Origin of the sequence: Citrobacter amalonaticus (assembly GCF_018323885.1) — a bacterium.
In the GTDB taxonomy this organism is placed as follows: Bacteria; Pseudomonadota; Gammaproteobacteria; order Enterobacterales; family Enterobacteriaceae; genus Citrobacter_A; species Citrobacter_A amalonaticus.
Genome location: NZ_AP024585.1, coordinates 3,565,668 through 3,587,309 on the forward strand (window position 1 = coordinate 3,565,668; position 21,642 = coordinate 3,587,309).

A 21,642-nucleotide genomic window follows, 5' to 3' on the forward strand; every position below is an offset into this window, starting at 1 on the left:
ACCCGCAACCCAGGCCGCATAAAACACGCCGCGTTGTCATCCGGCAACAGTCTCAATTCTTAACATTCCTTCCGATAACCGCCTCAATCCGTTCCTTCATATAGGGAAAGAACGGATTCGAGGTGACACGCATTAACGTATCCAGCCCCACCAGCAGCGTGGAGGTCTCTCCGCGCAGCGCAATCGTGCCAATGCTCAGCCCATAGCGATTCAACACATCCGGCTTCAACCCATACAACGAATCGGTCAGTGGAAAGGGCACCGCCACATGCGACAACGAATACATCTCCTGCGGCCAGGCCTCCTGTAACGGCTGAACCTGCACATCACGCGTTCCGGCGAGGGTGTCACGCGCCACCACGGCCAGCGTTTCTGCCGTGGCATTAGTGACCACCGTTGTGCGGTAAGCTCGCGGTACGGAGGGCAGCAACGTCGCGGCGGCGGTATAAGAAGATGTCCGCAGCAGAGGGCGCAGGTTAGCCGCCTGATTGATATCAAACAGCACCAGTTCGCTGCCGTTAGGTCCCAGATAGCGATACAACGACTCCACTACCGCCTGGGTGCTGACGGTGGAATCCATTACCGACTGGAAGGTCAGCACCGGCGGCAGATCGTGAAGTCGCATAGTCTGCGCATCCTGGACAATTTGCTGCTGTAGCGCTTTGGTCAGCAGATAAGACTGCCGCGCCGCATTGACAGGAAACGAATTGTATTTGAAGGGGTTAAATTCTGGCGTGACGTTGAGCCACGCGGCTTTGGCAAACGCGGGAAACAGCGCCGGTAACCCCGCCAGCCCGGCAAAACGGGCGAATGACGTGACGCCAATCATCGGCGACAGCAACACCACCTGACGCGGACGTCGCAGCGTGGCGTCGTCCAGACTGTCCAGCGTGTATTTCAGCGCCAGCGCGCCGCCGTTAGAGTACCCCACCAGATGCAGCGGCACCTCGTTACCCACCAGTCTCGTCGCCTCACGCACCGCCAGACGTGTCGCGGCCAGCCACGCTTCCCAGTCGACCGCCGTTAACGCGCCTGGCGCGGTGCCGTGTCCGGGCAGGCGTGGCACCACGGCGATAAATCCCTGCTGCTGGTAGATCCGGGCGATATCTTTCAGGCTGTAGGGCGAGTCGGTCAGGCCGTGGAGCATCACGGCAACGCCGCGCGGTTTGCCTTGCGGCATCAACACGAATGAGCGGTTCCAGTTGGGGGTAAATTGCGCCGGAGCAACCCGACTGCCCGACCAGAAACGGTTGATCGGCGTCTGCTCATCCGGGCTCAGCGTATCGCCCACCTGTTTTTGTAGATCGGCAAACAGCGCCGCTTCCCGTACCTGATACTGCGCAAAGGTGGCGTTATCCAGCGCCGCCGCGCTCATTTCATTCCCGTGCCAGGTATGCCAGGAATGAAGATCAGGCCCACTCTCTGTCTGATACACCCGCACGCCGAGAAAAATAATCAGTACCACCAGCAGCGTCAGCACCACGTGTTTGATCAGCGCCAACAGGCCGGAACTGACCCACTTCACCCGACGGAAGAGGTTTTTAAGCAACATGTTTATCCCGAACCTCGCTCATCAGACACACCGCAACCGGCGTTAGTGTAGGCTAACCGGCGGTTTCCTCAACCTTTTCCGCCATTTTCTCCCGATACGCATGCATTTACCCCTGCATTTAATAATGTTCAATATTTGTTGTTTTTGATCACAAAAAAGAAACAAAAAGTTCATTTTGTGCACGCTTTCTAAAAATGTAGATATTTTTAATTTATGGCTACGAAATGAGCTTCGCCATGTCTCCCTGACCATCTACTGAGAGGATCGATTCTGATGAATGCACTGACTGCCGTTAAACCAAACGCTGAAGATCCAGGCCAACCTGGCAACGGATTTACGCTGAAACCGTCAGCCCAATCCCCACGTCTGCTGGAGCTGACCTTTTCCGCCCGGACGACAGAACACTTTCTTCGGCAGGTCGCGCAATGGCCGGTGCAGGCACTGGAATACAAATCGTTCCTGCGCTTCAAAGTGGGCAAGATCCTTGACGATCTGTGCGACAACCAGCTGCAGCCGCTGCTGCTGAAAACGCTGCTGGATCGCGCAAAGGGCGCGTTACTGATCAACGCAGAAGGCATCGATAACGTGGCGCAGGCTGACGATATGGTCAAACTGGCAACCGCGGTGGCCCATCTGGTTGGACGCTCCAACTTTGATGCCATGAGCGGTCAGTATTATGCGCGCTTTGTGGTAAAAAACGTCGATAACTCAGACAGCTATCTGCGTCAGCCACACCGCGTAATGGAGTTGCATAACGACGGCACCTACGTCGAAGAGATCACCGATTACGTGCTGATGATGAAAATCGACGAGCAAAACATGACCGGCGGCAACTCGCTGCTGCTGCATCTTGACGACTGGGAACATCTTGACGAGTACTTCAGCCACCCACTGGCGCGCCGTCCGATGCGCTTCGCTGCGCCGCCCAGCAAGAACGTCAGTCATGATGTGTACCACCCGGTATTTGACGTCGACCAACAGGGCCGCCCGGTTATGCGCTACATCGACCAGTTTGTGCAGCCAAAAGATTTTGAAGAAGGTGTCTGGCTGAGCGAGCTGTCTGATGCGCTGGAAACCAGCAAAAGCATCCTGTCCGTTCCGGTTTCGGTGGGTAAATTCCTGTTGATCAACAACCTGTTCTGGCTACACGGACGCGATCGTTTTACCTCGCACCCGGACCTGCGCCGCGAACTCATGCGTCAGCGCGGCTACTTCGCTTATTCCACCCACCACTACCAGACGCATCAGTAAGCGTGAAGGAACAAGCGGATGTATGATTTTGTGATTATTGGCGGCGGCATTATTGGCATGTCGACCGCCATGCAGTTAAGTGAGGTCTATCCGGACGCTCGCATCGCGCTGCTGGAAAAAGAGTCCGGCCCGGCCTGTCATCAGACGGGCCACAACAGCGGCGTGATCCATGCCGGGGTCTATTACACTCCCGGCAGTCTGAAAGCGCAGTTTTGTCTCGCCGGTAACCGTGCGACCAAAGCCTTTTGCGATCAAAACAGCATCCGCTACGACACCTGCGGCAAGATGTTGGTCGCCACCTCTGAACAGGAAATGGAACGGATGCGCGCCCTGTGGGATCGCACCGCCGCGAATGGCTTAGAACGCGAGTGGCTGAATGCGCAGGAATTGCGCGAGCGCGAACCAAACATCACCGGACTCGGCGGCATTTTTGTGCCGTCCAGCGGGATCGTCAGCTACCGGGAGGTCACGGCGGCGATGGCGAAAATCTTCCAGGCCAGAGGCGGCGAAATTATCTACAACGCCGACGTCAGCGCTCTGAAAGAGCACGCCTCGGGCGTGGTCGTGCGTACCCGCCAGGGACAGGAATGTGAAGGGTCGACGCTAATTACCTGCTCCGGACTGATGGCCGATCGGCTGGTGAAAATGCTCGGCGTCGAGCCAGGTTTTATCATCTGCCCGTTCCGTGGCGAGTACTTCCGCCTGGCGGCGGAACACAACCATATCGTCAACCATCTGATCTACCCGATCCCCGATCCGGCGATGCCGTTTCTCGGCGTCCATCTCACCCGCATGATCGACGGCAGCGTCACGGTTGGGCCGAATGCGGTGCTGGCGTTTAAGCGCGAGGGCTATCGCAAACGCGACTTTTCGCTCAGCGATACGCTGGAGATCCTCGGTTCTTCCGGCATTCGTCGGGTTCTGCAAAACAACCTGCGCGCCGGTTTAAGCGAAATGAAAAACTCGCTGTGCAAGAGTGGCTATCTGCGACTGGTGCAAAAGTACTGCCCGAGCCTGACGCTAAACGATCTGCAACCGTGGCCTGCAGGCGTCCGCGCTCAGGCCGTTTCGCCGGACGGCAAGCTGATTGACGATTTTCTGTTTGTCACCACACCGCGATCGATCCACACCTGCAATGCCGCCTCCCCGGCGGCGACGTCAGCGCTGCCTATCGGCGCACACATCGTCAGCCAGGTACAAACGCTGCTGGCAAACCAGAGCAACCCCGGACGCACGCTGCGTGCGGCACGTAGCGTGGACACCTTACACGCCGCTTTCACCCGTTAACCTTTTTTCAGACAGGAAGCCATCATGCAACTAAACGATCCGACGTTGTTCCGTCAGCAGGCCTTGATCGACGGCCAGTGGCGCGATGCCGATAGCGGCGAAGTCATTGCGGTGACCAACCCGGCCAACGGCAAGACGCTGGGCAGCGTGCCGAAAATGGGCAGCGCGGAAACCCGCGACGCCATTGAGGCCGCTAACCGCGCGCTGCCCGCCTGGCGCGACCTCACCGCCAAAGAGCGGGCGAATATTCTGCGTCGCTGGTTCAATCTGATGCTGGAGCATCAGGACGATCTCGCCCGCCTGATGACCCTGGAACAGGGCAAGCCGCTGGCAGAAGCCAAAGGGGAAATCAGCTATGCCGCCTCCTTTATTGAGTGGTTTGCCGAAGAGGGCAAACGCATTTATGGCGACACCATACCCGGACACCAGGCCGACAAACGCCTGATCGTCATTAAGCAACCGATTGGCGTTACTGCCGCCATTACGCCGTGGAACTTCCCGTCAGCGATGATCACCCGCAAAGCCGGTCCGGCACTGGCGGCTGGCTGCACGATGGTGCTTAAACCCGCCAGCCAGACGCCGTTCTCCGCGCTGGCGCTGGCGGAACTGGCAAACCGCGCCGGGATCCCGCCGGGCGTATTCAGTGTTGTCACCGGTTCGGCGGGCGCGGTCGGTAACGAACTGACCCACAATCCGCTGGTGCGCAAACTGTCGTTCACCGGTTCGACGGAGATTGGTCGTCAGTTGATGGAACAGTGCGCCAAAGACATCAAAAAAGTCTCTCTGGAGTTGGGCGGTAATGCGCCGTTTATCGTCTTTGACGATGCCTGCCTCGATAAAGCGGTTGAAGGCGCGCTGGCGTCCAAGTTCCGCAACGCCGGACAGACCTGCGTCTGCGCCAACCGTCTGTATGTGCAGGACGGCGTTTATGAGCGCTTTGCGGAGAAGCTGCAACAGGCGGTGGAAAAACTGCATCTCGGTGACGGTCTGGCACCCGACGTCACTACCGGCCCACTGATTGATGAGAAAGCGGTCGCCAAAGTGCAGGAGCATATTGCCGATGCGCTGGAAAAAGGGGCGCGCATCATCACCGGCGGAAAACCGCACGCGCTGGGCGGTAATTTCTTCCAGCCCACCATTCTGGTGGACGTGCCAGACAACGCAAAGGTCGCCAAAGAAGAGACCTTCGGTCCATTGGCTCCGCTGTTCCGCTTTAGTGATGAAGCCGACGTGATCAGACAGGCCAACGACACCGAGTTTGGTCTGGCGGCCTATTTCTACGCCCGCGATTTGAGCCGCGTCTTTCGCGTTGGCGAGGCGCTGGAGTACGGCATCGTCGGCATTAATACCGGCATTATCTCGAACGAAGTCGCGCCGTTTGGCGGGATCAAAGCCTCCGGTCTTGGCCGTGAAGGTTCCAAATACGGCATCGAAGATTACTTAGAAATCAAATACCTGTGCATTGGCCTTTCATAATAAATCAACTGGAGAACACCTGATGAGCACCAATAACGAATTAATGCAGCGTCGCGCTCATGCCGTCCCGCGTGGCGTAGGACAAATTCATCCGATCTTTGCCGCGCGCGCGGAAAACTGCCGGGTCTGGGATGTGGAAGGCCGTGAATTCCTGGATTTTGCTGGCGGCATCGCGGTGCTGAACACCGGACACCTGCACCCGCAGATCGTCTCGGCAGTCGAAGCGCAACTGAAAAAACTGTCCCACACCTGCTTCCAGGTGTTGGCCTATGAGCCGTATCTGCAACTGTGCGAAATCATGAACCAGAAAGTGCCGGGCGACTTCGCCAAGAAGACCCTGCTGGTCACCACCGGTTCCGAAGCGGTAGAAAACGCTGTGAAGATCGCCCGCGCGGCAACGAAACGGACGGGGACGATCGCCTTTAGCGGTGCATACCACGGTCGCACTCACTACACCCTGTCGCTGACCGGGAAAGTGAACCCGTACTCCGCCGGAATGGGGCTGATGCCGGGTCACGTCTATCGCGCGCTCTATCCGTGCGCCTTGCACGGCATTAGCGAAGATGACGCCATCGCCAGCATTCACCGCATCTTTAAAAATGATGCCGCGCCGGAAGATATCGCCGCCATCGTGATTGAACCAGTACAGGGCGAAGGCGGTTTTTACGCCGCCTCTCCGGCCTTTATGCAGCGCCTGCGCGCGATTTGCGACGAACACGGGATCATGCTGATTGCCGATGAAGTACAGAGCGGTGCGGGGCGTACCGGTACGCTGTTTGCGATGGAGCAGATGGGCGTGGCACCGGACATCACCACCTTCGCCAAATCCATTGCCGGGGGCTTCCCGCTGGCGGGCGTCACCGGACGCGCCGACGTCATGGACGCCATCCCGCCGGGTGGACTGGGCGGCACCTATGCCGGTAACCCGATTGCCTGCGCCGCCGCGCTGGCGGTCCTGAACATTTTCGAGCAGGAAAATCTGCTGCAAAAAGCCAACGAACTCGGCAAAACCCTGCGCAACGGTCTGCTGGCGATTGCCGAAACGCATCGTGAAATCGGCGATGTCCGTGGAATGGGGGCGATGATCGCCATCGAACTGTTTGAAGACGGCGACCACAACAAGCCGGATGCAAAACTGACGGCAGAGATCGTCGCGCGCGCCCGCGACAAAGGTCTGATCCTGCTCTCCTGTGGGCCGTACTACAACGTGCTGCGCATCCTCGTTCCGCTCACCATTGAAGAGGCGCAAATCCGCCAGGGGCTGGACATTATCGCCCAGTGTTTTGATGAGGCGAAACACGGTTAACACGCCTGTAGCGCTGCCGGACAAGATGCCTCGGCGTCTTGTCCGGCCTGGAAAACCTCTCCTCTGAAGGTCGGATAAGGCGGAGCCGCCATCCGGCAAACGGTTCAATAACAATAAAGAGGTCATAAGATGGGGCAACTGTCGCAATCACATGATTTAGGGGGCGGGCTGAAATCACGCCACGTCACCATGCTGTCTATTGCCGGGGTTATCGGCGCAAGTCTGTTTGTGGGTTCCAGTGTGGCGATAGCCCAGGCCGGGCCCGCGGTCCTGCTGGCCTATCTGTTCGCCGGGTTACTGGTGGTGATGATTATGCGGATGCTGGCCGAAATGGCCGTCGCCACGCCGGACACCGGTTCCTTTTCCACGTACGCCGATAAAGCCATCGGACGCTGGGCAGGCTACACCATCGGCTGGTTGTACTGGTGGTTCTGGGTGCTGGTGATCCCGCTTGAAGCGAATATCGCCGCCATCATCCTCAATTCCTGGGTCCCCGGCGTCCCGATCTGGCTGTTCTCGCTGGTCATCACGCTGGCGTTAACCGGCAGTAATTTGCTGAGCGTCAAAAATTACGGTGAGTTTGAGTTCTGGCTGGCGCTGTGCAAAGTGATTGCCATCCTCGCCTTTATCGCGCTGGGTGCCGCGGCGATCAGCGGTTTTTACCCTTACGCTGAAGTCAGCGGTATTTCGCGCTTGTGGGATCACGGCGGCTTTATGCCGAACGGCTTTGGCGCGGTGCTAAGCGCCATGCTGATCACCATGTTCTCCTTTATGGGCGCTGAGATTGTTACCATCGCCGCTGCCGAATCCGACACGCCGGATAAGCACATCGTCCGCGCCACTAACTCGGTCATCTGGCGTATTTCGATCTTTTATCTGTGTTCGATCTTTGTCGTCGTCTCCCTGATTCCGTGGAACATGCCGGGTCTGAAAGAGGTAGGTTCCTATCAGTCGGTGCTGGAACTGCTGCATATTCCGCATGCCAAACTGATCATGGACTGTGTGATCCTGCTGTCGGTAACCAGTTGCCTGAACTCTGCGCTGTATACCGCGTCGCGAATGCTCTACTCCCTGAGCCGCCGTGGCGACGCGCCAGCCATGATGGGTAAAATCAATCGCAGCAAAACCCCCTGGGTGGCGGTGTTACTCTCGACAGGCGCGGCGTTTTTAACCGTAGTCGTGAACTATTATGCCCCGGCAAAAGTGTTTAAGTTCCTGATTGACAGCTCCGGCGCCATCGCCCTACTGGTATATCTGGTTATCGCCGTTTCTCAGCTGAGGATGCGCAAAATCCTGCTGGCGGAAGGCGGCGAGATCAAACTGAAAATGTGGCTCTATCCATGGCTGACCTGGCTGGTGATTGGCTTTATCATCTTTGTGCTGGTTGTGATGCTCTTCCGCCCGGCGCAACAGCTGGAAGTGATTTCCACAGGGTTGCTGGGGCTGGGGATTATTTGCACCGTGCCGATTATGTCGCGCTGGAAAAAACTGGTATTGTGGCAAAAGACACCGCTGCAAAATACCCGTTAAATGATTTCCCGGCGCAGGCCGGGAACACGATTCAGGAGTAAGACCATGACCGCCATTTCCCATCCGACGGCCATAGATGGATACCGCTGGCTGAAGAACGATATTATCCGTGGTGTTTATCAACCTGATGAAAAACTGCGCATGAGTTTATTAACTTCACGCTATTCTCTTGGCGTTGGGCCGCTCAGGGAGGCGCTTTCTCATCTGGTGGCGGAACGGCTGGTCACGGTGGTGAATCAAAAAGGGTATCGGGTGGCGTCCATGTCAGAGCAGGAACTGCTCGATATTTTCGACGCCCGGGCCAATATGGAAGCCATGCTGGTAAGTCTGGCGATTGAACGCGGCGGTGACGAATGGGAAGCTGAGATCCTCGCCCGCGCCCACATGCTCAGCAAGCTAGAGGCCAGCGACGCCAGCGAACACCTGCTGGATGAGTGGGATTTACGCCATCAGGCATACCATACCGCTATTGTTGCCGGATGCGGTTCGCAGTATCTGCTGCAAATGCGTGAACGGTTGTTTGATCTCGCGGCGCGCTATCGGTTTATCTGGCTGCGAAAAACGGTCTTGTCGGTTGAAATGCTGGAGGATAAACACATTCAGCATCAGACGCTAACGGAGGCAATTCTGGCGCGCGATGCGACGCGCGCCAGTGAACTCATGCGCCAACATTTACTGACGCCGATACCTATTATCCAGCAGGCCATGACCGGTAAACTACTGGCGCAAAAATCCTGACGGCGCTTATTCTTCCGGAATACGCAGCACCTGGCCGGGATATATTTTATCCGGGCTTTTAAGCATCGGCTTATTCGCCTCAAAAATTTTGTTATACAGGTTGGCATTGCCGTAAACCTGTTTCGAAATAGCGCTCAGGGTATCGCCGGATTTCACCGTGTAGAACTGACTCTCGGCGGCAGGCGCGTCGGTTTTAACCTGATCATCCACGCTGGCAATCCCGGAAATATTCCCGACCGCAATCAGGATTTTTTCTTTCGCTTCCTGACTTAATCCGTCACCCGTCACCGTCGCCTTGCCATCAGCAATTTGTACATTCACCTTGTCAGCGTCCGGAATACCGGTTTTATGCAGATGGTCCTGCACCTTTTTTGCTAAATCGTCTTTATCGTGATTACCGGTTACTGCATCCCACAGTTTTTCCCCGGCGTCTTTTACAAAGTTGAAAAGTCCCATATCCACCTCGATCGTTGACAATAAACACTCAGGAAGTGTAGCAGAAAGTTTCGCTTAAAATTCTGACGGCGCGGCGACCGGTGTGGCCCGATAACGTCACGCTATCGGGCGGTATCATGGCGGTTAAGAAAGAGATGAAGGACGGGTTTGCACCCAGAACGCGTGAATTAAACCCGGAATATAGCCCAGTAAGGTCAGAACGATATTAAGAATGAACGCCCAGCCGAATCCTTTACCCAACAGGACCCCCAGCGGCGGCAGAATGATCGTAAATACAATTCTCCAGAAACCCATATACACTCCAAAAAGAAAAATTACTCATTGTTTAAAAAGGGATTTTATCCCTAAGCGTAGCGAGCTTAGCGGAGATTGCCAGTTATCACTCTCGCTTTTACCCTCTTTTACGATTTTTACACTGGCAGTCGCTTCATTTTTATTTTAGACTTTACTTAATTTAGAAAACACTAAAATAAATATGAGCGAACTCGAACAACTCCAGGCCAGCGCGGAACAGGCGGCGGCCCTGCTGAAAGCAATGAGCAACCCTAAGCGACTGCTGATCCTGTGTATGCTTTGCGGCTCACCGGGCACCAGCGCGGGCGATCTGGCACGCGCCACCGGGTTAAGTCCCTCGGCCACTTCACAGCATCTGGCAAAAATGCGCGAAGAAGGGCTGATTGGCAGCCAGCGCGATGCTCAGCGCATCCTCTATTTCATTAAAAATGCAGCGGTGAATTCACTCATTGCCACATTGAAAAACGTCTATTGTCCATAAGGAGTGAACATGACCATCGGGACGATTTCCCCGCGCGACGCAAAGGCCCGTATTGAGCAAGGCGCCAGACTGATTGATATTCGCGATGCCGACGAATATCTGCGTGAACATATTCCGCAGGCCCATCTCGCACCGCTGAGTACGCTCGAACAGGGGGGCTTTCCTGCCAGGCTGCGAGGTGAATGCGTCATTTTCCATTGTCAGTCCGGAAAACGAACGCAAAACAATGCGGCTACCTTGCAGGCTCTTGCCGCACCGGCTGAAGCTTTGTTGCTGGAAGGGGGCATTGACGGCTGGAAAGCGGCGGGTTTCCCCACGGCAGAAGATAAATCACAGCCGCTTCCGCTGATGCGTCAGGTACAAATTGCCGCAGGCGGGCTGGCCTTACTGGGCGTAGTGTTGGGATATAGCGTCAACAGCGGCTTTTTCCTGCTCAGCGGTTTTGTAGGTGCGGGGTTGCTGTTCGCCGGACTGACTGGTTTTTGCGGCATGGCGCGATTGCTCGACAAAATGCCGTGGAATCGCCGTCCTCAATAATCACGGGAAATAAGCGGTGAGGAACACCTCACCGCTTACAGAATTAGATCAGAAAATCGTCCAGCGATTTACCTGCCGCCAGTGCCTGGGCAATCGGTTTTGGCGTACGCCCCTGACCGGTCCAGGTTTTACTTTCCCCGTTAAGATCGGTATAGCGATATTTCGCCGGACGCGGCTGGCGTTTTTTACCCACTCGCATGGCCGCGGCGTCATTACCGAACAACTCTTCCGGGCTAATTCCGTCGGCCTTCATCAGTTCCAGCAAAGTATTAATTTTCTGCTGCTGTTCAGCGCGCTGACGCTGTAACTGTTCTTCTTCTTCACGTCTTTCTTTAGTGACGACCCTGAATTTCTCCAGCATTTCTTCAAGAACGTCAATGGAGAATTCGCGAGCCATGGCGCGTAATTTACGAATATTATTTAAGTTCTGTAACATCAAATTCATAATAATTAAAATCCTTTAACGCAAAAAAATTATTACACTGTGCAGTCTATTATATTATTAGAACATTTTCCAGCCCCTGGAATATAACAGAGGAAATACCACCTCCCGTTAATATACGCTAAATAATATTCCGGCTCATTTTCTCATTCTCTGACGAATAACCTCCATACCGGCTCATCGAACATAGAATGCGGTTTTTGCCTTACAGGGAAATCCCTCAATCAGAACACCAACATAACATCTTGATTTTTAATGATTTAAAATACACAAACAACAAAAACTCTATCCGGTACAAAAATCAGGCGGTTACAGAGTATTTTATCGACAAAAAGCGTCAAAATAAAAATATTTCGCTAGTTGATAGTTACAATGCAGCAATATACTCTAGCATTAAGCAAAAACACCACAACAAAACACTAACACGAACTTATTTAACGGCAATTTTACCCCTTATTTACAAGGAGCATTAGCATGTTCTCACCACAGTCACGCTTGCGTCATGCTGTAGCAGACACGTTCGCGATGGTTGTTTATTGTTCTGTCGTGAACATGTTGATCGAGATCTTCCTCTCCGGAATGACCTTTGAGCAATCACTTTCGTCCCGATTGGTCGCCATTCCGGTCAACATTCTGATCGCCTGGCCCTATGGAATGTATCGTGATCTCTTTATGAAGGCGTCGCGTAAAGTGGGTTCTGCGGGGTGGCTGAAAAACCTGGCGGATGTACTGGCTTATGTCACCTTCCAGTCCCCGGTTTATGTCGCTATTCTGCTGACGGTGGGCGCTGACTGGCATCAAATTACCGCCGCAGTCAGTTCTAATATCGTAATATCGATGATGATGGGGGCGGTATATGGCTATTTCCTCGATTATTGCCGCCGCCTGTTTAAGGTGAGTCGCTACCAACAGGTTAAAGCCTGAAACGACTTTGCGACTGGCTGTGCCAGTCGCTTAATTAACTCGCCTCGCCAAACAGTCCATTCAAATAACGCTCAAGCGCAATACGCGAACTAAAGCCGTGAGGAATGCCGTAGTGTTCGTGGGTGTCCCCGGCTAAATAAAGCGGAAAATGCTGATAATGGTCGCAGGTTTTAATTTCAGATGCCGGTTCAGCCAGCGAAGAACTGCGCTCTTTTAATGTCGGATGAATCACCAGCGCAGTGCGTCCCATACGCGCTTCGCGATTAACATAGACATAATTCTCGCCACGTCGATAACCGTACGTTTTCTGTGTTACCACATCAACGGTAAACCCCACTTTTTCAAGTACGCGCGCCACCTCGTCAGGTCGTAAATACATATTTTTTCCTCGTTATCTTTTACTGCGGGCTTACCTTACCTGATTCAGCATTGGCAACGCTTTCAGAAAAGTCCATAAACGCGCAATAACGCCGTGAGGCGTCTCAGAAGTTAAAAATATCGACTAAACTGAAAGTCACATCGAAATCACTGGAGGATCATATGTTTAACCGACCGAACCGAAACGACGTAGATGATGGCGTGCAGGATATTCATAATGACGTCAATCAATTAGCCGACAGTCTGGAAGCCGTACTGAAGTCATTGGGCAGCGATGCGAAGGATGAAGCAGATACCGCACGGCGTAAAGCACAGGCCCTACTGAAAGAGACGCGTGCGAAAATGCATGGCCGGACGCGCGTGCAGCAAGCCGCCCGTGACGCCGTAGGCTGCGCCGATACGTTTGTGCGTGATAAACCCTGGTGTAGCATCGGTACGGCGGCGGCGGTGGGGATCTTCGTCGGTGCGTTGCTGAGTCTTCGTCGCTAAGGATGAGGCCGGTGCCGGATAGCGTTTACGTATATCCGGCCTGGCATAAACTCGACTAAAGCGCTGACTGAATGGCCTGTCGCAACCGCTTTGCCACCTGTCTTGCGATTTCAGGCGAAGCGATGTTAGTGAACGACAGCAAAATCCCTCCCATCCCCGATGTATTCAACCGCCAGCGACTCAGGGCCTGGACCGCCAGGCCCGCCTCATTGGCTTTGCGTACCGGCGCGATATCGTCACCGTCAACAGTAATCACCAGCTGTATCCCGCCCTGTTGGGGTACAACGTGAAATCCCTGTTCGCCGAGTGCCCTTTCCGTCCATTGCCTTCGCTGCGCATAGTGCTGACGCATTTTTTTCAGATGCCGCCAGAAATGCCCATCACGGATAAAATCCGCCAGCGTTTGCTGCCAGAGCAGCGGCACGCTACAGGCCATCCGTACCGCCTGCTGACGAAAACGACTCACCTGGTTTACTGGCACCACCAGCCATGCACAGCGCAAGGCGGGAAACAGCGATTTGCTGAACGTACCGGCGTAAATTACCCGCTGTGGCGCATCCAGACTTTTCAGCGGCGGCAGCGGTTTACCGTGATAACGAAACTCGCTGTCGTAATCATCTTCAATAATCCACGCCTGGGTATGTGATGCCCACTCCAGCAGTTGATGACGCCGGGCTAACGACAGCGCGACGCCAAGCGGGCTTTGATGGGCCGGAGTGAGTAGCGCAAAACGCGCATCCGGATAATCGCGGATCCCGGTCGCCACATTCAACCCGTCGTCATCGATCGGAACCGGCAGCAGCGCGACATTTTCCTGCTCAATCACCGGACGGATCAACGGAAAGCCGGGATCTTCAATCCACATGCCATCGCCCGGCTTGGCCAGCGCACACAGGATGAGGGTCATCGACGCCGCATAGCCTGAGGTGATAAAAATCTGCTCGGGCAGACAGTCAATACTGCGCGACACGCGCAGATAGTCCACGATTGCCTGGCGTAACACGGCTTCACCGCAGACGTCGCCGAGAGCCAGATCAAAACGCGTCTGCGTGCGCAGTCGTCGCCCCATCACCCGCGCCCAGATGTCTCGCGGGAAGAGATCCAGTGCAGGAAGCCCCATCTGAAAGGGCTGAGGAACGGTACTTTCTCCGGCAAAGACCACCGGTTCGCTGTACGTCTGTTCCGGATGCAACTGTGCGCTGACAAACGTTCCCGCCTGCCCTCGCCGCTCCAGCCAGCCCTGTGCCACCAGCTCCGCATAAGCGTTTTCCACCGTCGAGCGCGAAATACCCAGCTCCTGTGACCAGGTACGACTGGACGGTAGTCTGGCTCCGGGCTGGAGTTCCCCACGTTCAATGGCCGTTTTTAACTGACGGGCAATTTGCTGATAGCGCGGCATATGGTCTGCTTTTTTCGTAAAAATATGGCTCTCTTTTGCAGTCCATTATAGTGCTACATTGCCGGCCATCAACACGAGGAGAAGCACCATGACGACGTTACGCCAGCCCTACTATGAACTCAGCCCTGAAGTCTATAACGCCCTGGTACAAGCGAAAACGGCACTGGAAAACAGCGCGCTGGATACCACGCTGATGGAATTGATTTACCTGCGTATTTCGCAGATCAACGGCTGCGCATTTTGCCTGGAAATGCACAGCAAGGCGCTGCGTAAATCGGGTGTCACGCAAAGTAAACTGGACGCGCTGGCCGGCTGGCGAGTGAGTCATCATTTCAGCGCGCAGGAACAAGCGGCGCTGGCGTGGGCTGAATCGGTGACCGATATCGCCAGAACCCATGCTGAAGATGACGTTTATCTGCCGCTGCTTACGCATTTTAGCGCTCGCGAAATCAGCGACCTGACCTTTGCGATCGGTCTGATGAACTGCTTCAACCGCCTGGCCGTTAGCATGCGGATGTAATCCGGCGATTTTTCAGCACAAACTCCCGCTCCCCGCCAGGCTCATCGGTGGGGAGTAATTAATCGATAATTCCCATATCTTGTATGGTTGAAACTTATTTCAACTACATCTAGTATTCCCTCTATCAGTACACACCCAAACCGACGCGTCTTATCGCGCCGTTCTTTCATTTTAAATGGAAATACGAATCATGCGCATTACTATTTACACTAGAAATGATTGTGTTCAGTGCCACGCCACTAAACGGGCGCTGGAAAGCCGTGGATTTGAATTTGAGATGATAAACGTCGATCTGGTGCCGGAAGCAGCGGATACCCTGCGCGCAGAAGGTTTTCGCCAGTTGCCGGTGGTCATTGCCGGCGAAACCCGTTGGTCAGGATTTCGTCCGGATATGATCAACCGTCTGCATCCAGAGCCTCGGGTAGCCAGCGCATGAACCCGCTCGTCTACTTCTCCAGCAGCTCCGAAAATACGCACCGTTTTATGCAGCGTCTGGGGCTGCCCGCCATTCGCATTCCGCTGAATGAACGCGAACGGATCCGGGTAGACGATCCCTACATTCTGGTGGTGCCTTCCTACGGTGGCGGCGGCACGGCTGGCGCAGTGCCGCGACAGGTGATCCGCTTTTTAAATGATGCTCACAACCGGGCGTTAATTCGCGGCGTCATTGCCTCTGGCAATCGTAACTTCGGCGAGGCGTATGGTCGCGCAGGGGAAGTGATCGCCCAAAAATGTGCCGTACCCTGGCTCTATCGTTTTGAACTGATGGGAACCCCCGCCGACATCGACAACGTTCGAAAAGGAGTAAGCGAATTTTGGCAACGACAAACGCAGAACGCGTAACGCAGGAATCGCTGGATTACCATGCACTGAACGCCATGCTGAATCTGTACGATAAAGCAGGCCGTATTCAGTTCGATAAGGACCGGCAGGCGGTCGACGCCTTTTTTACCGCCCATGTTGGCCCCCACTCTGTCACGTTTAGCAGTCAGGAGGAACGTCTGCAAACGCTGGTACGCGAAGGGTATTACGACGAAAGCGTTCTGGCACGCTACGATCGCGCTTTCGTGGTGTCGCTGTTTGCCCGCGCTCACGCCAGCGGTTTTCGTTTCCAGACCTTCCTCGGTGCCTGGAAGTTTTACACCAGCTACACGCTGAAAACCTTTGATGGCAAACGCTATCTGGAACACTTTGAAGACCGGGTGGTGATGGTTGCGCTCACACTTGCGCAGGGGGATGAAGCGCTGGCGTCACAACTCACCGATGAGATGCTCTCAGGGCGTTTCCAGCCCGCCACGCCCACCTTCTTAAACTGCGGTAAACAGCAGCGCGGCGAACTGGTCTCCTGCTTCCTGCTGCGGATTGAAGATAACATGGAGTCGATCGGTCGGGCGGTGAACTCCGCGCTTCAGCTCTCCAAACGCGGCGGCGGCGTGGCGTTTTTACTCTCTAACCTGCGCGAAGCCGGTGCGCCCATCAAGCGCATCGAAAACCAGTCCTCCGGGGTGATCCCGGTGATGAAGATGCTGGAAGACGCCTTTTCCTATGCCAACCAGCTAGGCGCGCGTCAGGGGGCGGGGGCGGTCTATCTGCATGCGCATCATCCGGATATTCTGCGTTTCCTCGATACTAAACGCGAAAACGCCGACGAAAAGATCCGCATTAAAACGCTCTCACTAGGGGTAGTGATCCCGGACGTCACTTTCCGCCTGGCCAAACAGAATGCGCAGATGGCGCTGTTTTCACCGTATGACGTCGAGCGTCTTTACGGTAAGCCCTTCGGCGATATCGCCATAAGCGAACGATACGACGAACTGGTCGCCGACGAGCGAGTGCGCAAAAAATACATTAACGCCCGCGACTTTTTCCAGACACTGGCAGAAATTCAGTTTGAATCCGGCTATCCCTACATGATGTATGAGGATACGGTGAATCGCGCCAACCCGATTGCGGGTCGCATTAATATGAGCAACCTGTGCTCGGAAATTTTGCAGGTCAACAGCGCCTCTACCTACGAGGAGAATCTTGACTACGCCCAGACCGGGCATGACATCTCCTGCAACCTCGGCTCGCTGAATATTGCCCACACCATGGATTCTCCGGACATTGGCCGGACGGTCGAAACAGCGATTCGCGGGCTGACGGCGGTATCAGATATGAGCCATATCCACAGCGTCCCGTCGATTGTCGCCGGTAATGCCGCCTCCCACGCCATCGGACTGGGACAGATGAACCTGCACGGCTATCTGGCGCGCGAAGGCATCGCCTATGGTTCGCCAGAAGGACTGGATTTTACCAATCTCTACTTTTACACCATTACCTGGCATGCACTGCATACGTCGATGCTGCTGGCACGCGAGCGTGGGCAGACCTTTGCCGGATTTGCGCAGTCGCGCTACGCCAGCGGCGAGTTCTTCACGCAGTATCTGGAGCAGAACTGGACGCCGAAAACCGAGAAAGTCCGGACGCTGTTTGCCCGTAGCGGCATCACGCTGCCGACGCGTGAAATGTGGCTGTATCTGCGCGACGAAGTGATGCGCTATGGCATCTACAACCAGAATTTACAGGCGGTGCCACCGACCGGTTCGATCTCCTACATCAATCATGCGACGTCGAGCATTCATCCGATTGTCTCGAAAGTGGAGATTCGCAAAGAGGGCAAAACCGGGCGCGTCTACTATCCGGCCCCGTTCATGACCAATGAGAATCTGGATATGTATCAGGACGCGTATGAAATCGGCGCACAGAAAATCATTGATACCTACGCCGAAGCCACTAAACACGTCGATCAGGGCCTGTCGCTGACGCTGTTTTTCCCTGATACCGCCACCACCCGCGATATCAACAAAGCGCAGATCTACGCCTGGCGAAAAGGCATTAAGTCGTTATATTACATTCGCTTGCGACAGCTGGCGCTGGAAGGTACAGAAATTGAAGGCTGCGTTTCGTGCGCATTGTAAGGAGACCGGTATGACATTATCACGCGTGAGCGCCATCAACTGGAATAAGATTCAGGACGACAAAGATCTCGAAGTGTGGAACCGCCTGACCAGCAACTTCTGGTTGCCGGAGAAAGTACCGTTGTCTAACGATATTCCAGCGTGGCAAAACCTGAGCGCCGCCGAGCAGCAGCTGACCATCCGCGTCTTTACCGGCCTGACGCTGCTCGACACCATCCAGAATATCGCCGGAGCCCCGTCGCTGATGGCAGATTCCCTGACACCGCATGAGGAGGCGGTGCTGTCGAACATCAGTTTTATGGAAGCGGTGCACGCCCGCTCCTACAGTTCCATCTTCTCTACGCTGTGCCAGACGAAAGATGTCGATGCCGCTTATGCCTGGAGCGAAGAAAATGCGCCGTTACAACAAAAGGCGCAGATTATCCTCGCGCATTACGCCAGCGACGACCCTTTAAAGAAGAAGATTGCCAGTGTGTTTCTGGAATCCTTCCTGTTCTATTCCGGCTTCTGGTTGCCGATGTATTTCTCCAGCCGCGGTAAGCTCACCAACACCGCCGATCTGATCCGGCTAATCATTCGTGACGAAGCGGTTCATGGCTATTACATCGGCTATAAATACCAGAAAGGACTGGAAAAACGCTCTCAATCCGAGCGTGACGAGCTGAAGGATTTTGCCCTCGAGCTGCTGATGGAACTGTACGATAACGAAGTCCGTTATACCGAAGAACTGTATGCCGACACCGCCTGGGCAGAGGATGTCAATGCGTTCCTTTGCTACAACGCCAACAAGGCGTTGATGAACCTGGGCTATGAGGCGCTGTTCCCGGCGGAAATGGCGGAGGTGAACCCGGCGATACTTGCTGCGCTTTCGCCTAACGCCGACGAAAACCACGACTTTTTCTCTGGCTCAGGATCGTCATACGTAATGGGTAAAGCCGTCGAAACAGAAGACGAAGACTGGAATTTTTAACACAAATTAATATAGGGAATATCATTACAATATTTACGTTAATATTTTAAGCAGATCACGTTTTACTCACCCAACTATTTCAGGGTGTTCTACACTCAATAGCTGTTGTCATATTCGCCTGAATTTTCGAAATTCAGGCGCCTTTCCAGTGGTCCTTACAAAAAATATTCACCGGCCGTGGTTTGCTCTCAGCCCTTATATCATGGGAAGTCCCGGCAATTTGCCTTCCTCTCTATTTCCCCTCATATCGCATTCAGGGTTGTCTCAGATTCTCAGTATGTTAGGGTAGAAAAAGGTGACTATTTCTATCAGGTATCATATCGACATAAATAAATAACAGGAATCTTTCTATTGCATGGCAATTAAATTAGAAGTGAAAAATCTATATAAAGTATTTGGAGAGCATCCACAGCGCGCCTTCAAATATATTGAAAAAGGACTTTCGAAAGAACAAATTCTGGAAAAAACAGGGCTATCGCTTGGCGTTAAAGACGCCAGTCTGGCCATTGAAGAAGGCGAGATATTTGTCATCATGGGATTATCCGGTTCGGGTAAATCCACAATGGTACGCCTTCTCAATCGCCTGATTGAACCCACCCGCGGACAGGTACTGATCGACGGCGTCGATATCGCCAAAATATCGGATGCCGAACTCCTCGAGGTGCGCAGAAAAAAGATTGCGATGGTCTTCCAGTCATTTGCGCTGATGCCGCACATGACCGTTCTGGACAATACCGCATTCGGCATGGAATTAGCCGGTGTAAGTGCTGAGGAACGTCGCGAAAAAGCGCTGGATGCCCTGCGCCAGGTGGGACTTGAAAATTATGCGCACGGCTACCCGGATGAACTTTCCGGCGGCATGCGTCAGCGTGTCGGTCTCGCCAGAGCATTAGCCATTAACCCTGACATCTTATTAATGGATGAAGCCTTCTCTGCGCTCGATCCCTTAATTCGTACCGAGATGCAGGATGAACTGGTGAAACTGCAGGCGAAACATCAGCGCACCGTCGTCTTTATTTCCCACGACCTTGATGAAGCGATGCGTATTGGCGACCGAATTGCCATTATGCAAAATGGCGAAGTGGTTCAGGTCGGTACACCGGATGAAATTCTGAATAATCCGGCGAACGATTATGTGCGTACCTTCTTCCGTGGCGTCGATATTAGCCAGGTCTTTAGCGCGAAAGATATTGCCCGCCGTAGCCCGGTGGGACTGATTCGTAAAACGCCGGGCTTTGGCCCCCGTTCAGCCCTGAAATTATTACAGGACGAAGATCGGGAATACGGTTACGTCATCGAACGCGGCAATAAGTTTGTTGGCGTGGTCTCCATCGACTCATTAAAAGCGGCATTAGGTCAGGCTCAGGGCATTGAAGGGGCGTTAATCGACGAGCCGCTGGCCGTAGATGCACAAACCCCACTTAGCGAGCTGCTCTCTCATGTCGGACAAGCGCCGTGCGCGGTGCCGGTTGTCGATGAGGAACAACAGTATGTAGGCATTATTTCAAAACGCATGCTGCTACAGGCTTTAGATCGCGAGGGGACAAACAATGGCTGATCAATCTAATCCGTGGGATACCGCACCAGCGGCTGAGAGCGCCGCACCATCCGCTGACGCCTGGAGCACGCCGTCCGGGACGCCTGCCGATAGCGGCAGCGCAGACTGGCTGACCAGCGCACCTGCGCCAGCACCAGAACATTTCAACATTATGGATCCGTTCCATAAGACGCTGATCCCGCTCGACAGTTGGGTCACTGAAGGGATCGACTGGGTGGTTACCCATTTTCGTCCCGTCTTCCAGGGCATTCGTGTGCCGGTGGATTACATCCTTAACGGTTTTCAGCAATTGCTGCTGGGAATGCCGGCTCCGGTAGCGATCGTCGTTTTCGCCCTGATCGCCTGGCAGATTTCCGGCGTCGGGATGGGCGTTGCAACACTTGTTTCCCTGATTGCCATCGGCGCGATCGGCGCCTGGTCGCAGGCGATGATTACGCTGGCGCTGGTGCTGACCGCCCTGCTGTTCTGCGTGGTAATCGGCCTGCCGATGGGGATCTGGCTGGCGCGCAGCCCACGGGCGGCGAAGATCGTTCGTCCACTGCTCGACGCCATGCAGACAACGCCGGCGTTCGTCTACCTGGTGCCAATTGTGATGCTGTTCGGTATTGGCAACGTGCCGGGGGTGGTCGTGACGATCATCTTTGCGTTGCCGCCGATTGTGCGTCTGACGATCCTTGGGATTAACCAGGTTCCGGCTGATTTGATCGAAGCGTCACGTTCATTTGGAGCCAGTCCGCGTCAGATGCTGTTCAAAGTTCAGTTACCGCTGGCGATGCCCACCATTATGGCAGGGGTCAACCAGACGCTCATGCTTGCGCTCTCGATGGTCGTGATCGCCTCCATGATTGCCGTCGGTGGTCTGGGCCAGATGGTACTGCGCGGTATCGGTCGTCTCGATATGGGACTGGCCACCGTCGGCGGGGTCGGCATTGTGATCCTCGCCATCATTCTGGATCGTCTGACTCAGGCCGTGGGTCGCGACTCACGCAGCCGCGGTAACCGTCGCTGGTACACCACCGGTCCTGTCGGGCTCGTTACGCGCCCTTTCATTAAGTAATTCACCTGTTGCCCGGTGGCGCTGCGCTTACCGGGCC

Annotated in this window: 23 protein-coding genes; 17 read left to right on the forward strand and 6 right to left on the reverse strand. The window is 54.6% G+C overall.

The features are described 5' to 3' along the window. Positions 1-52 precede the first annotated feature (52 nt). Entirely contained in the window at positions 53-1,552 is a 1,500-nt protein-coding gene (locus KI228_RS16870; protein ID WP_061069698.1) for an alpha/beta hydrolase, read from the reverse strand. Positions 1,553-1,825: 273 nt separating this feature from the next. Here KI228_RS16870 and glaH point away from each other — a divergent pair, with 273 nt between their 5' ends. The 6 genes from glaH (at position 1,826) to csiR (ending at position 9,140) form a co-directional block, all read left to right on the forward strand. Further along, complete coding sequence (glaH, locus tag KI228_RS16875; protein WP_042999649.1) at positions 1,826-2,803, forward strand: glutarate dioxygenase GlaH; 978 nt, start codon at positions 1,826-1,828, stop codon at positions 2,801-2,803. An 18-nt stretch (positions 2,804-2,821) separates the two neighbouring features. Continuing rightward, entirely contained in the window at positions 2,822-4,090 is a 1,269-nt protein-coding gene (gene lhgO / locus KI228_RS16880; RefSeq protein ID WP_141227634.1) for an L-2-hydroxyglutarate oxidase, read from the forward strand. Positions 4,091-4,114: 24 nt separating this feature from the next. After that, positions 4,115-5,566 carry an NADP-dependent succinate-semialdehyde dehydrogenase gene (gene gabD / locus KI228_RS16885; protein WP_042999647.1) on the forward strand — a complete coding sequence of 484 codons (1,452 nt, stop codon included), beginning with the start codon at positions 4,115-4,117 and terminating at the stop codon, positions 5,564-5,566. A 22-nt stretch (positions 5,567-5,588) separates the two neighbouring features. Then, positions 5,589-6,872, forward strand: coding sequence for a 4-aminobutyrate--2-oxoglutarate transaminase (gene gabT / locus KI228_RS16890; protein ID WP_058586992.1), 1,284 nt, complete (start codon positions 5,589-5,591; stop codon positions 6,870-6,872). Between the two features lie 129 nt (positions 6,873-7,001). After that, positions 7,002-8,402, forward strand: coding sequence for a GABA permease (gene gabP, locus KI228_RS16895; RefSeq protein WP_044327460.1), 1,401 nt, complete (start codon positions 7,002-7,004; stop codon positions 8,400-8,402). A gap of 45 nt (positions 8,403-8,447) precedes the next feature. Then, positions 8,448-9,140 (forward strand): DNA-binding transcriptional regulator CsiR, encoded by a 693-nt coding sequence (gene csiR / locus KI228_RS16900; protein WP_042999644.1) that lies wholly within the window; start codon positions 8,448-8,450, stop codon positions 9,138-9,140. A gap of 6 nt (positions 9,141-9,146) precedes the next feature. On the opposite strand, the gene lysM is transcribed toward csiR, so the two are convergent. Beyond that, positions 9,147-9,596, reverse strand: coding sequence for a peptidoglycan-binding protein LysM (lysM, locus tag KI228_RS16905; protein WP_061069696.1), 450 nt, complete (start codon positions 9,594-9,596; stop codon positions 9,147-9,149). A 123-nt stretch (positions 9,597-9,719) separates the two neighbouring features. After that, on the reverse strand, positions 9,720-9,890 hold the full coding sequence (locus KI228_RS16910; protein ID WP_042999642.1) for a YqaE/Pmp3 family membrane protein: 171 nt from the start codon (positions 9,888-9,890) through the stop codon (positions 9,720-9,722). A gap of 181 nt (positions 9,891-10,071) precedes the next feature. Here KI228_RS16910 and KI228_RS16915 point away from each other — a divergent pair, with 181 nt between their 5' ends. Together KI228_RS16915 and KI228_RS16920 are read left to right on the forward strand one after the other, a co-directional pair. Further along, the gene (locus KI228_RS16915) at positions 10,072-10,371 is read left to right on the forward strand and encodes an ArsR/SmtB family transcription factor (protein ID WP_042999641.1); all 300 of its coding nucleotides are present in this window, start codon (positions 10,072-10,074) and stop codon (positions 10,369-10,371) included. 9 nt (positions 10,372-10,380) lie between these two features. Continuing rightward, on the forward strand, positions 10,381-10,908 hold the full coding sequence (locus tag KI228_RS16920) for a rhodanese family protein (RefSeq protein ID WP_044255122.1): 528 nt from the start codon (positions 10,381-10,383) through the stop codon (positions 10,906-10,908). A gap of 43 nt (positions 10,909-10,951) precedes the next feature. On the opposite strand, the gene stpA is transcribed toward KI228_RS16920, so the two are convergent. Further along, positions 10,952-11,353, reverse strand: a complete 402-nt coding sequence (stpA, locus tag KI228_RS16925; protein WP_061069695.1) for a DNA-binding protein StpA — start codon at positions 11,351-11,353, stop codon at positions 10,952-10,954. A 471-nt stretch (positions 11,354-11,824) separates the two neighbouring features. Between stpA and alaE the strand changes: the two genes are divergently transcribed. Continuing rightward, positions 11,825-12,274, forward strand: a complete 450-nt coding sequence (gene alaE, locus KI228_RS16930) for an L-alanine exporter AlaE (RefSeq protein ID WP_042999638.1) — start codon at positions 11,825-11,827, stop codon at positions 12,272-12,274. A 34-nt stretch (positions 12,275-12,308) separates the two neighbouring features. On the opposite strand, the gene KI228_RS16935 is transcribed toward alaE, so the two are convergent. After that, complete coding sequence (locus KI228_RS16935) at positions 12,309-12,653, reverse strand: DUF2002 family protein (protein ID WP_042999637.1); 345 nt, start codon at positions 12,651-12,653, stop codon at positions 12,309-12,311. 161 nt (positions 12,654-12,814) lie between these two features. Here KI228_RS16935 and KI228_RS16940 point away from each other — a divergent pair, with 161 nt between their 5' ends. After that, positions 12,815-13,141, forward strand: a complete 327-nt coding sequence (locus KI228_RS16940) for an ElaB/YgaM/YqjD family protein (protein WP_042999636.1) — start codon at positions 12,815-12,817, stop codon at positions 13,139-13,141. Between the two features lie 55 nt (positions 13,142-13,196). On the opposite strand, the gene pdxR is transcribed toward KI228_RS16940, so the two are convergent. After that, positions 13,197-14,540 carry a MocR-like pyridoxine biosynthesis transcription factor PdxR gene (gene pdxR / locus KI228_RS16945; RefSeq protein ID WP_061069693.1) on the reverse strand — a complete coding sequence of 448 codons (1,344 nt, stop codon included), beginning with the start codon at positions 14,538-14,540 and terminating at the stop codon, positions 13,197-13,199. 88 nt (positions 14,541-14,628) lie between these two features. Here pdxR and KI228_RS16950 point away from each other — a divergent pair, with 88 nt between their 5' ends. From KI228_RS16950 to proW, 7 genes are all read left to right on the forward strand, one after another. Further along, a complete protein-coding gene (locus tag KI228_RS16950) occupies positions 14,629-15,060 on the forward strand; it encodes a carboxymuconolactone decarboxylase family protein (RefSeq protein WP_044255114.1) in 432 nt (143 codons plus the stop codon). Positions 15,061-15,250: 190 nt separating this feature from the next. Then, positions 15,251-15,496: a glutaredoxin-like protein NrdH gene (gene nrdH, locus KI228_RS16955; protein WP_044266583.1), complete on the forward strand. Its 246-nt coding sequence runs from the start codon at positions 15,251-15,253 to the stop codon at positions 15,494-15,496. Further along, the gene (nrdI, locus tag KI228_RS16960; RefSeq protein ID WP_044326900.1) at positions 15,493-15,903 is read left to right on the forward strand and encodes a class Ib ribonucleoside-diphosphate reductase assembly flavoprotein NrdI; all 411 of its coding nucleotides are present in this window, start codon (positions 15,493-15,495) and stop codon (positions 15,901-15,903) included. The genes nrdH and nrdI overlap by 4 nt, the downstream gene beginning before the upstream one ends. After that, positions 15,876-18,020 carry a class 1b ribonucleoside-diphosphate reductase subunit alpha gene (nrdE, locus tag KI228_RS16965; RefSeq protein ID WP_061069692.1) on the forward strand — a complete coding sequence of 715 codons (2,145 nt, stop codon included), beginning with the start codon at positions 15,876-15,878 and terminating at the stop codon, positions 18,018-18,020. Before nrdI ends, nrdE begins: the two co-directional genes overlap by 28 nt. 10 nt (positions 18,021-18,030) lie before the next feature. Continuing rightward, positions 18,031-18,990, forward strand: a complete 960-nt coding sequence (gene nrdF, locus KI228_RS16970; protein ID WP_042999630.1) for a class 1b ribonucleoside-diphosphate reductase subunit beta — start codon at positions 18,031-18,033, stop codon at positions 18,988-18,990. Positions 18,991-19,345: 355 nt separating this feature from the next. Next, positions 19,346-20,548: a glycine betaine/L-proline ABC transporter ATP-binding protein ProV gene (proV, locus tag KI228_RS16975; protein ID WP_061069691.1), complete on the forward strand. Its 1,203-nt coding sequence runs from the start codon at positions 19,346-19,348 to the stop codon at positions 20,546-20,548. Then, positions 20,541-21,605 carry a glycine betaine/L-proline ABC transporter permease ProW gene (proW, locus tag KI228_RS16980; protein ID WP_042999628.1) on the forward strand — a complete coding sequence of 355 codons (1,065 nt, stop codon included), beginning with the start codon at positions 20,541-20,543 and terminating at the stop codon, positions 21,603-21,605. Before proV ends, proW begins: the two co-directional genes overlap by 8 nt. Positions 21,606-21,642: the final 37 nt, after the last annotated feature.

Excerpts from the sequence above, each read along its gene's own strand:
- KI228_RS16870 (WP_061069698.1), bottom strand. The coding sequence starts at position 1,552 with ATGTTGCTTAAAAACCTCTTCCGTCGGGTGAAGTGGGTCAGTTCCGGC.
- glaH (WP_042999649.1), top strand. The coding sequence starts at position 1,826 with ATGAATGCACTGACTGCCGTTAAACCAAACGCTGAAGATCCAGGCCAA.
- lhgO (WP_141227634.1), top strand. The coding sequence starts at position 2,822 with ATGTATGATTTTGTGATTATTGGCGGCGGCATTATTGGCATGTCGACC.
- gabD (WP_042999647.1), top strand. The coding sequence starts at position 4,115 with ATGCAACTAAACGATCCGACGTTGTTCCGTCAGCAGGCCTTGATCGAC.
- gabT (WP_058586992.1), top strand. The coding sequence starts at position 5,589 with ATGAGCACCAATAACGAATTAATGCAGCGTCGCGCTCATGCCGTCCCG.
- gabP (WP_044327460.1), top strand. The coding sequence starts at position 7,002 with ATGGGGCAACTGTCGCAATCACATGATTTAGGGGGCGGGCTGAAATCA.
- csiR (WP_042999644.1), top strand. The coding sequence starts at position 8,448 with ATGACCGCCATTTCCCATCCGACGGCCATAGATGGATACCGCTGGCTG.
- lysM (WP_061069696.1), bottom strand. The coding sequence starts at position 9,596 with ATGGGACTTTTCAACTTTGTAAAAGACGCCGGGGAAAAACTGTGGGAT.
- KI228_RS16910 (WP_042999642.1), bottom strand. The coding sequence starts at position 9,890 with ATGGGTTTCTGGAGAATTGTATTTACGATCATTCTGCCGCCGCTGGGG.
- KI228_RS16915 (WP_042999641.1), top strand. The coding sequence starts at position 10,072 with ATGAGCGAACTCGAACAACTCCAGGCCAGCGCGGAACAGGCGGCGGCC.
- KI228_RS16920 (WP_044255122.1), top strand. The coding sequence starts at position 10,381 with ATGACCATCGGGACGATTTCCCCGCGCGACGCAAAGGCCCGTATTGAG.
- stpA (WP_061069695.1), bottom strand. The coding sequence starts at position 11,353 with ATGAATTTGATGTTACAGAACTTAAATAATATTCGTAAATTACGCGCC.
- alaE (WP_042999638.1), top strand. The coding sequence starts at position 11,825 with ATGTTCTCACCACAGTCACGCTTGCGTCATGCTGTAGCAGACACGTTC.
- KI228_RS16935 (WP_042999637.1), bottom strand. The coding sequence starts at position 12,653 with ATGTATTTACGACCTGACGAGGTGGCGCGCGTACTTGAAAAAGTGGGG.
- KI228_RS16940 (WP_042999636.1), top strand. The coding sequence starts at position 12,815 with ATGTTTAACCGACCGAACCGAAACGACGTAGATGATGGCGTGCAGGAT.
- pdxR (WP_061069693.1), bottom strand. The coding sequence starts at position 14,540 with ATGCCGCGCTATCAGCAAATTGCCCGTCAGTTAAAAACGGCCATTGAA.
- KI228_RS16950 (WP_044255114.1), top strand. The coding sequence starts at position 14,629 with ATGACGACGTTACGCCAGCCCTACTATGAACTCAGCCCTGAAGTCTAT.
- nrdH (WP_044266583.1), top strand. The coding sequence starts at position 15,251 with ATGCGCATTACTATTTACACTAGAAATGATTGTGTTCAGTGCCACGCC.
- nrdI (WP_044326900.1), top strand. The coding sequence starts at position 15,493 with ATGAACCCGCTCGTCTACTTCTCCAGCAGCTCCGAAAATACGCACCGT.
- nrdF (WP_042999630.1), top strand. The coding sequence starts at position 18,031 with ATGACATTATCACGCGTGAGCGCCATCAACTGGAATAAGATTCAGGAC.
- proV (WP_061069691.1), top strand. The coding sequence starts at position 19,346 with ATGGCAATTAAATTAGAAGTGAAAAATCTATATAAAGTATTTGGAGAG.
- proW (WP_042999628.1), top strand. The coding sequence starts at position 20,541 with ATGGCTGATCAATCTAATCCGTGGGATACCGCACCAGCGGCTGAGAGC.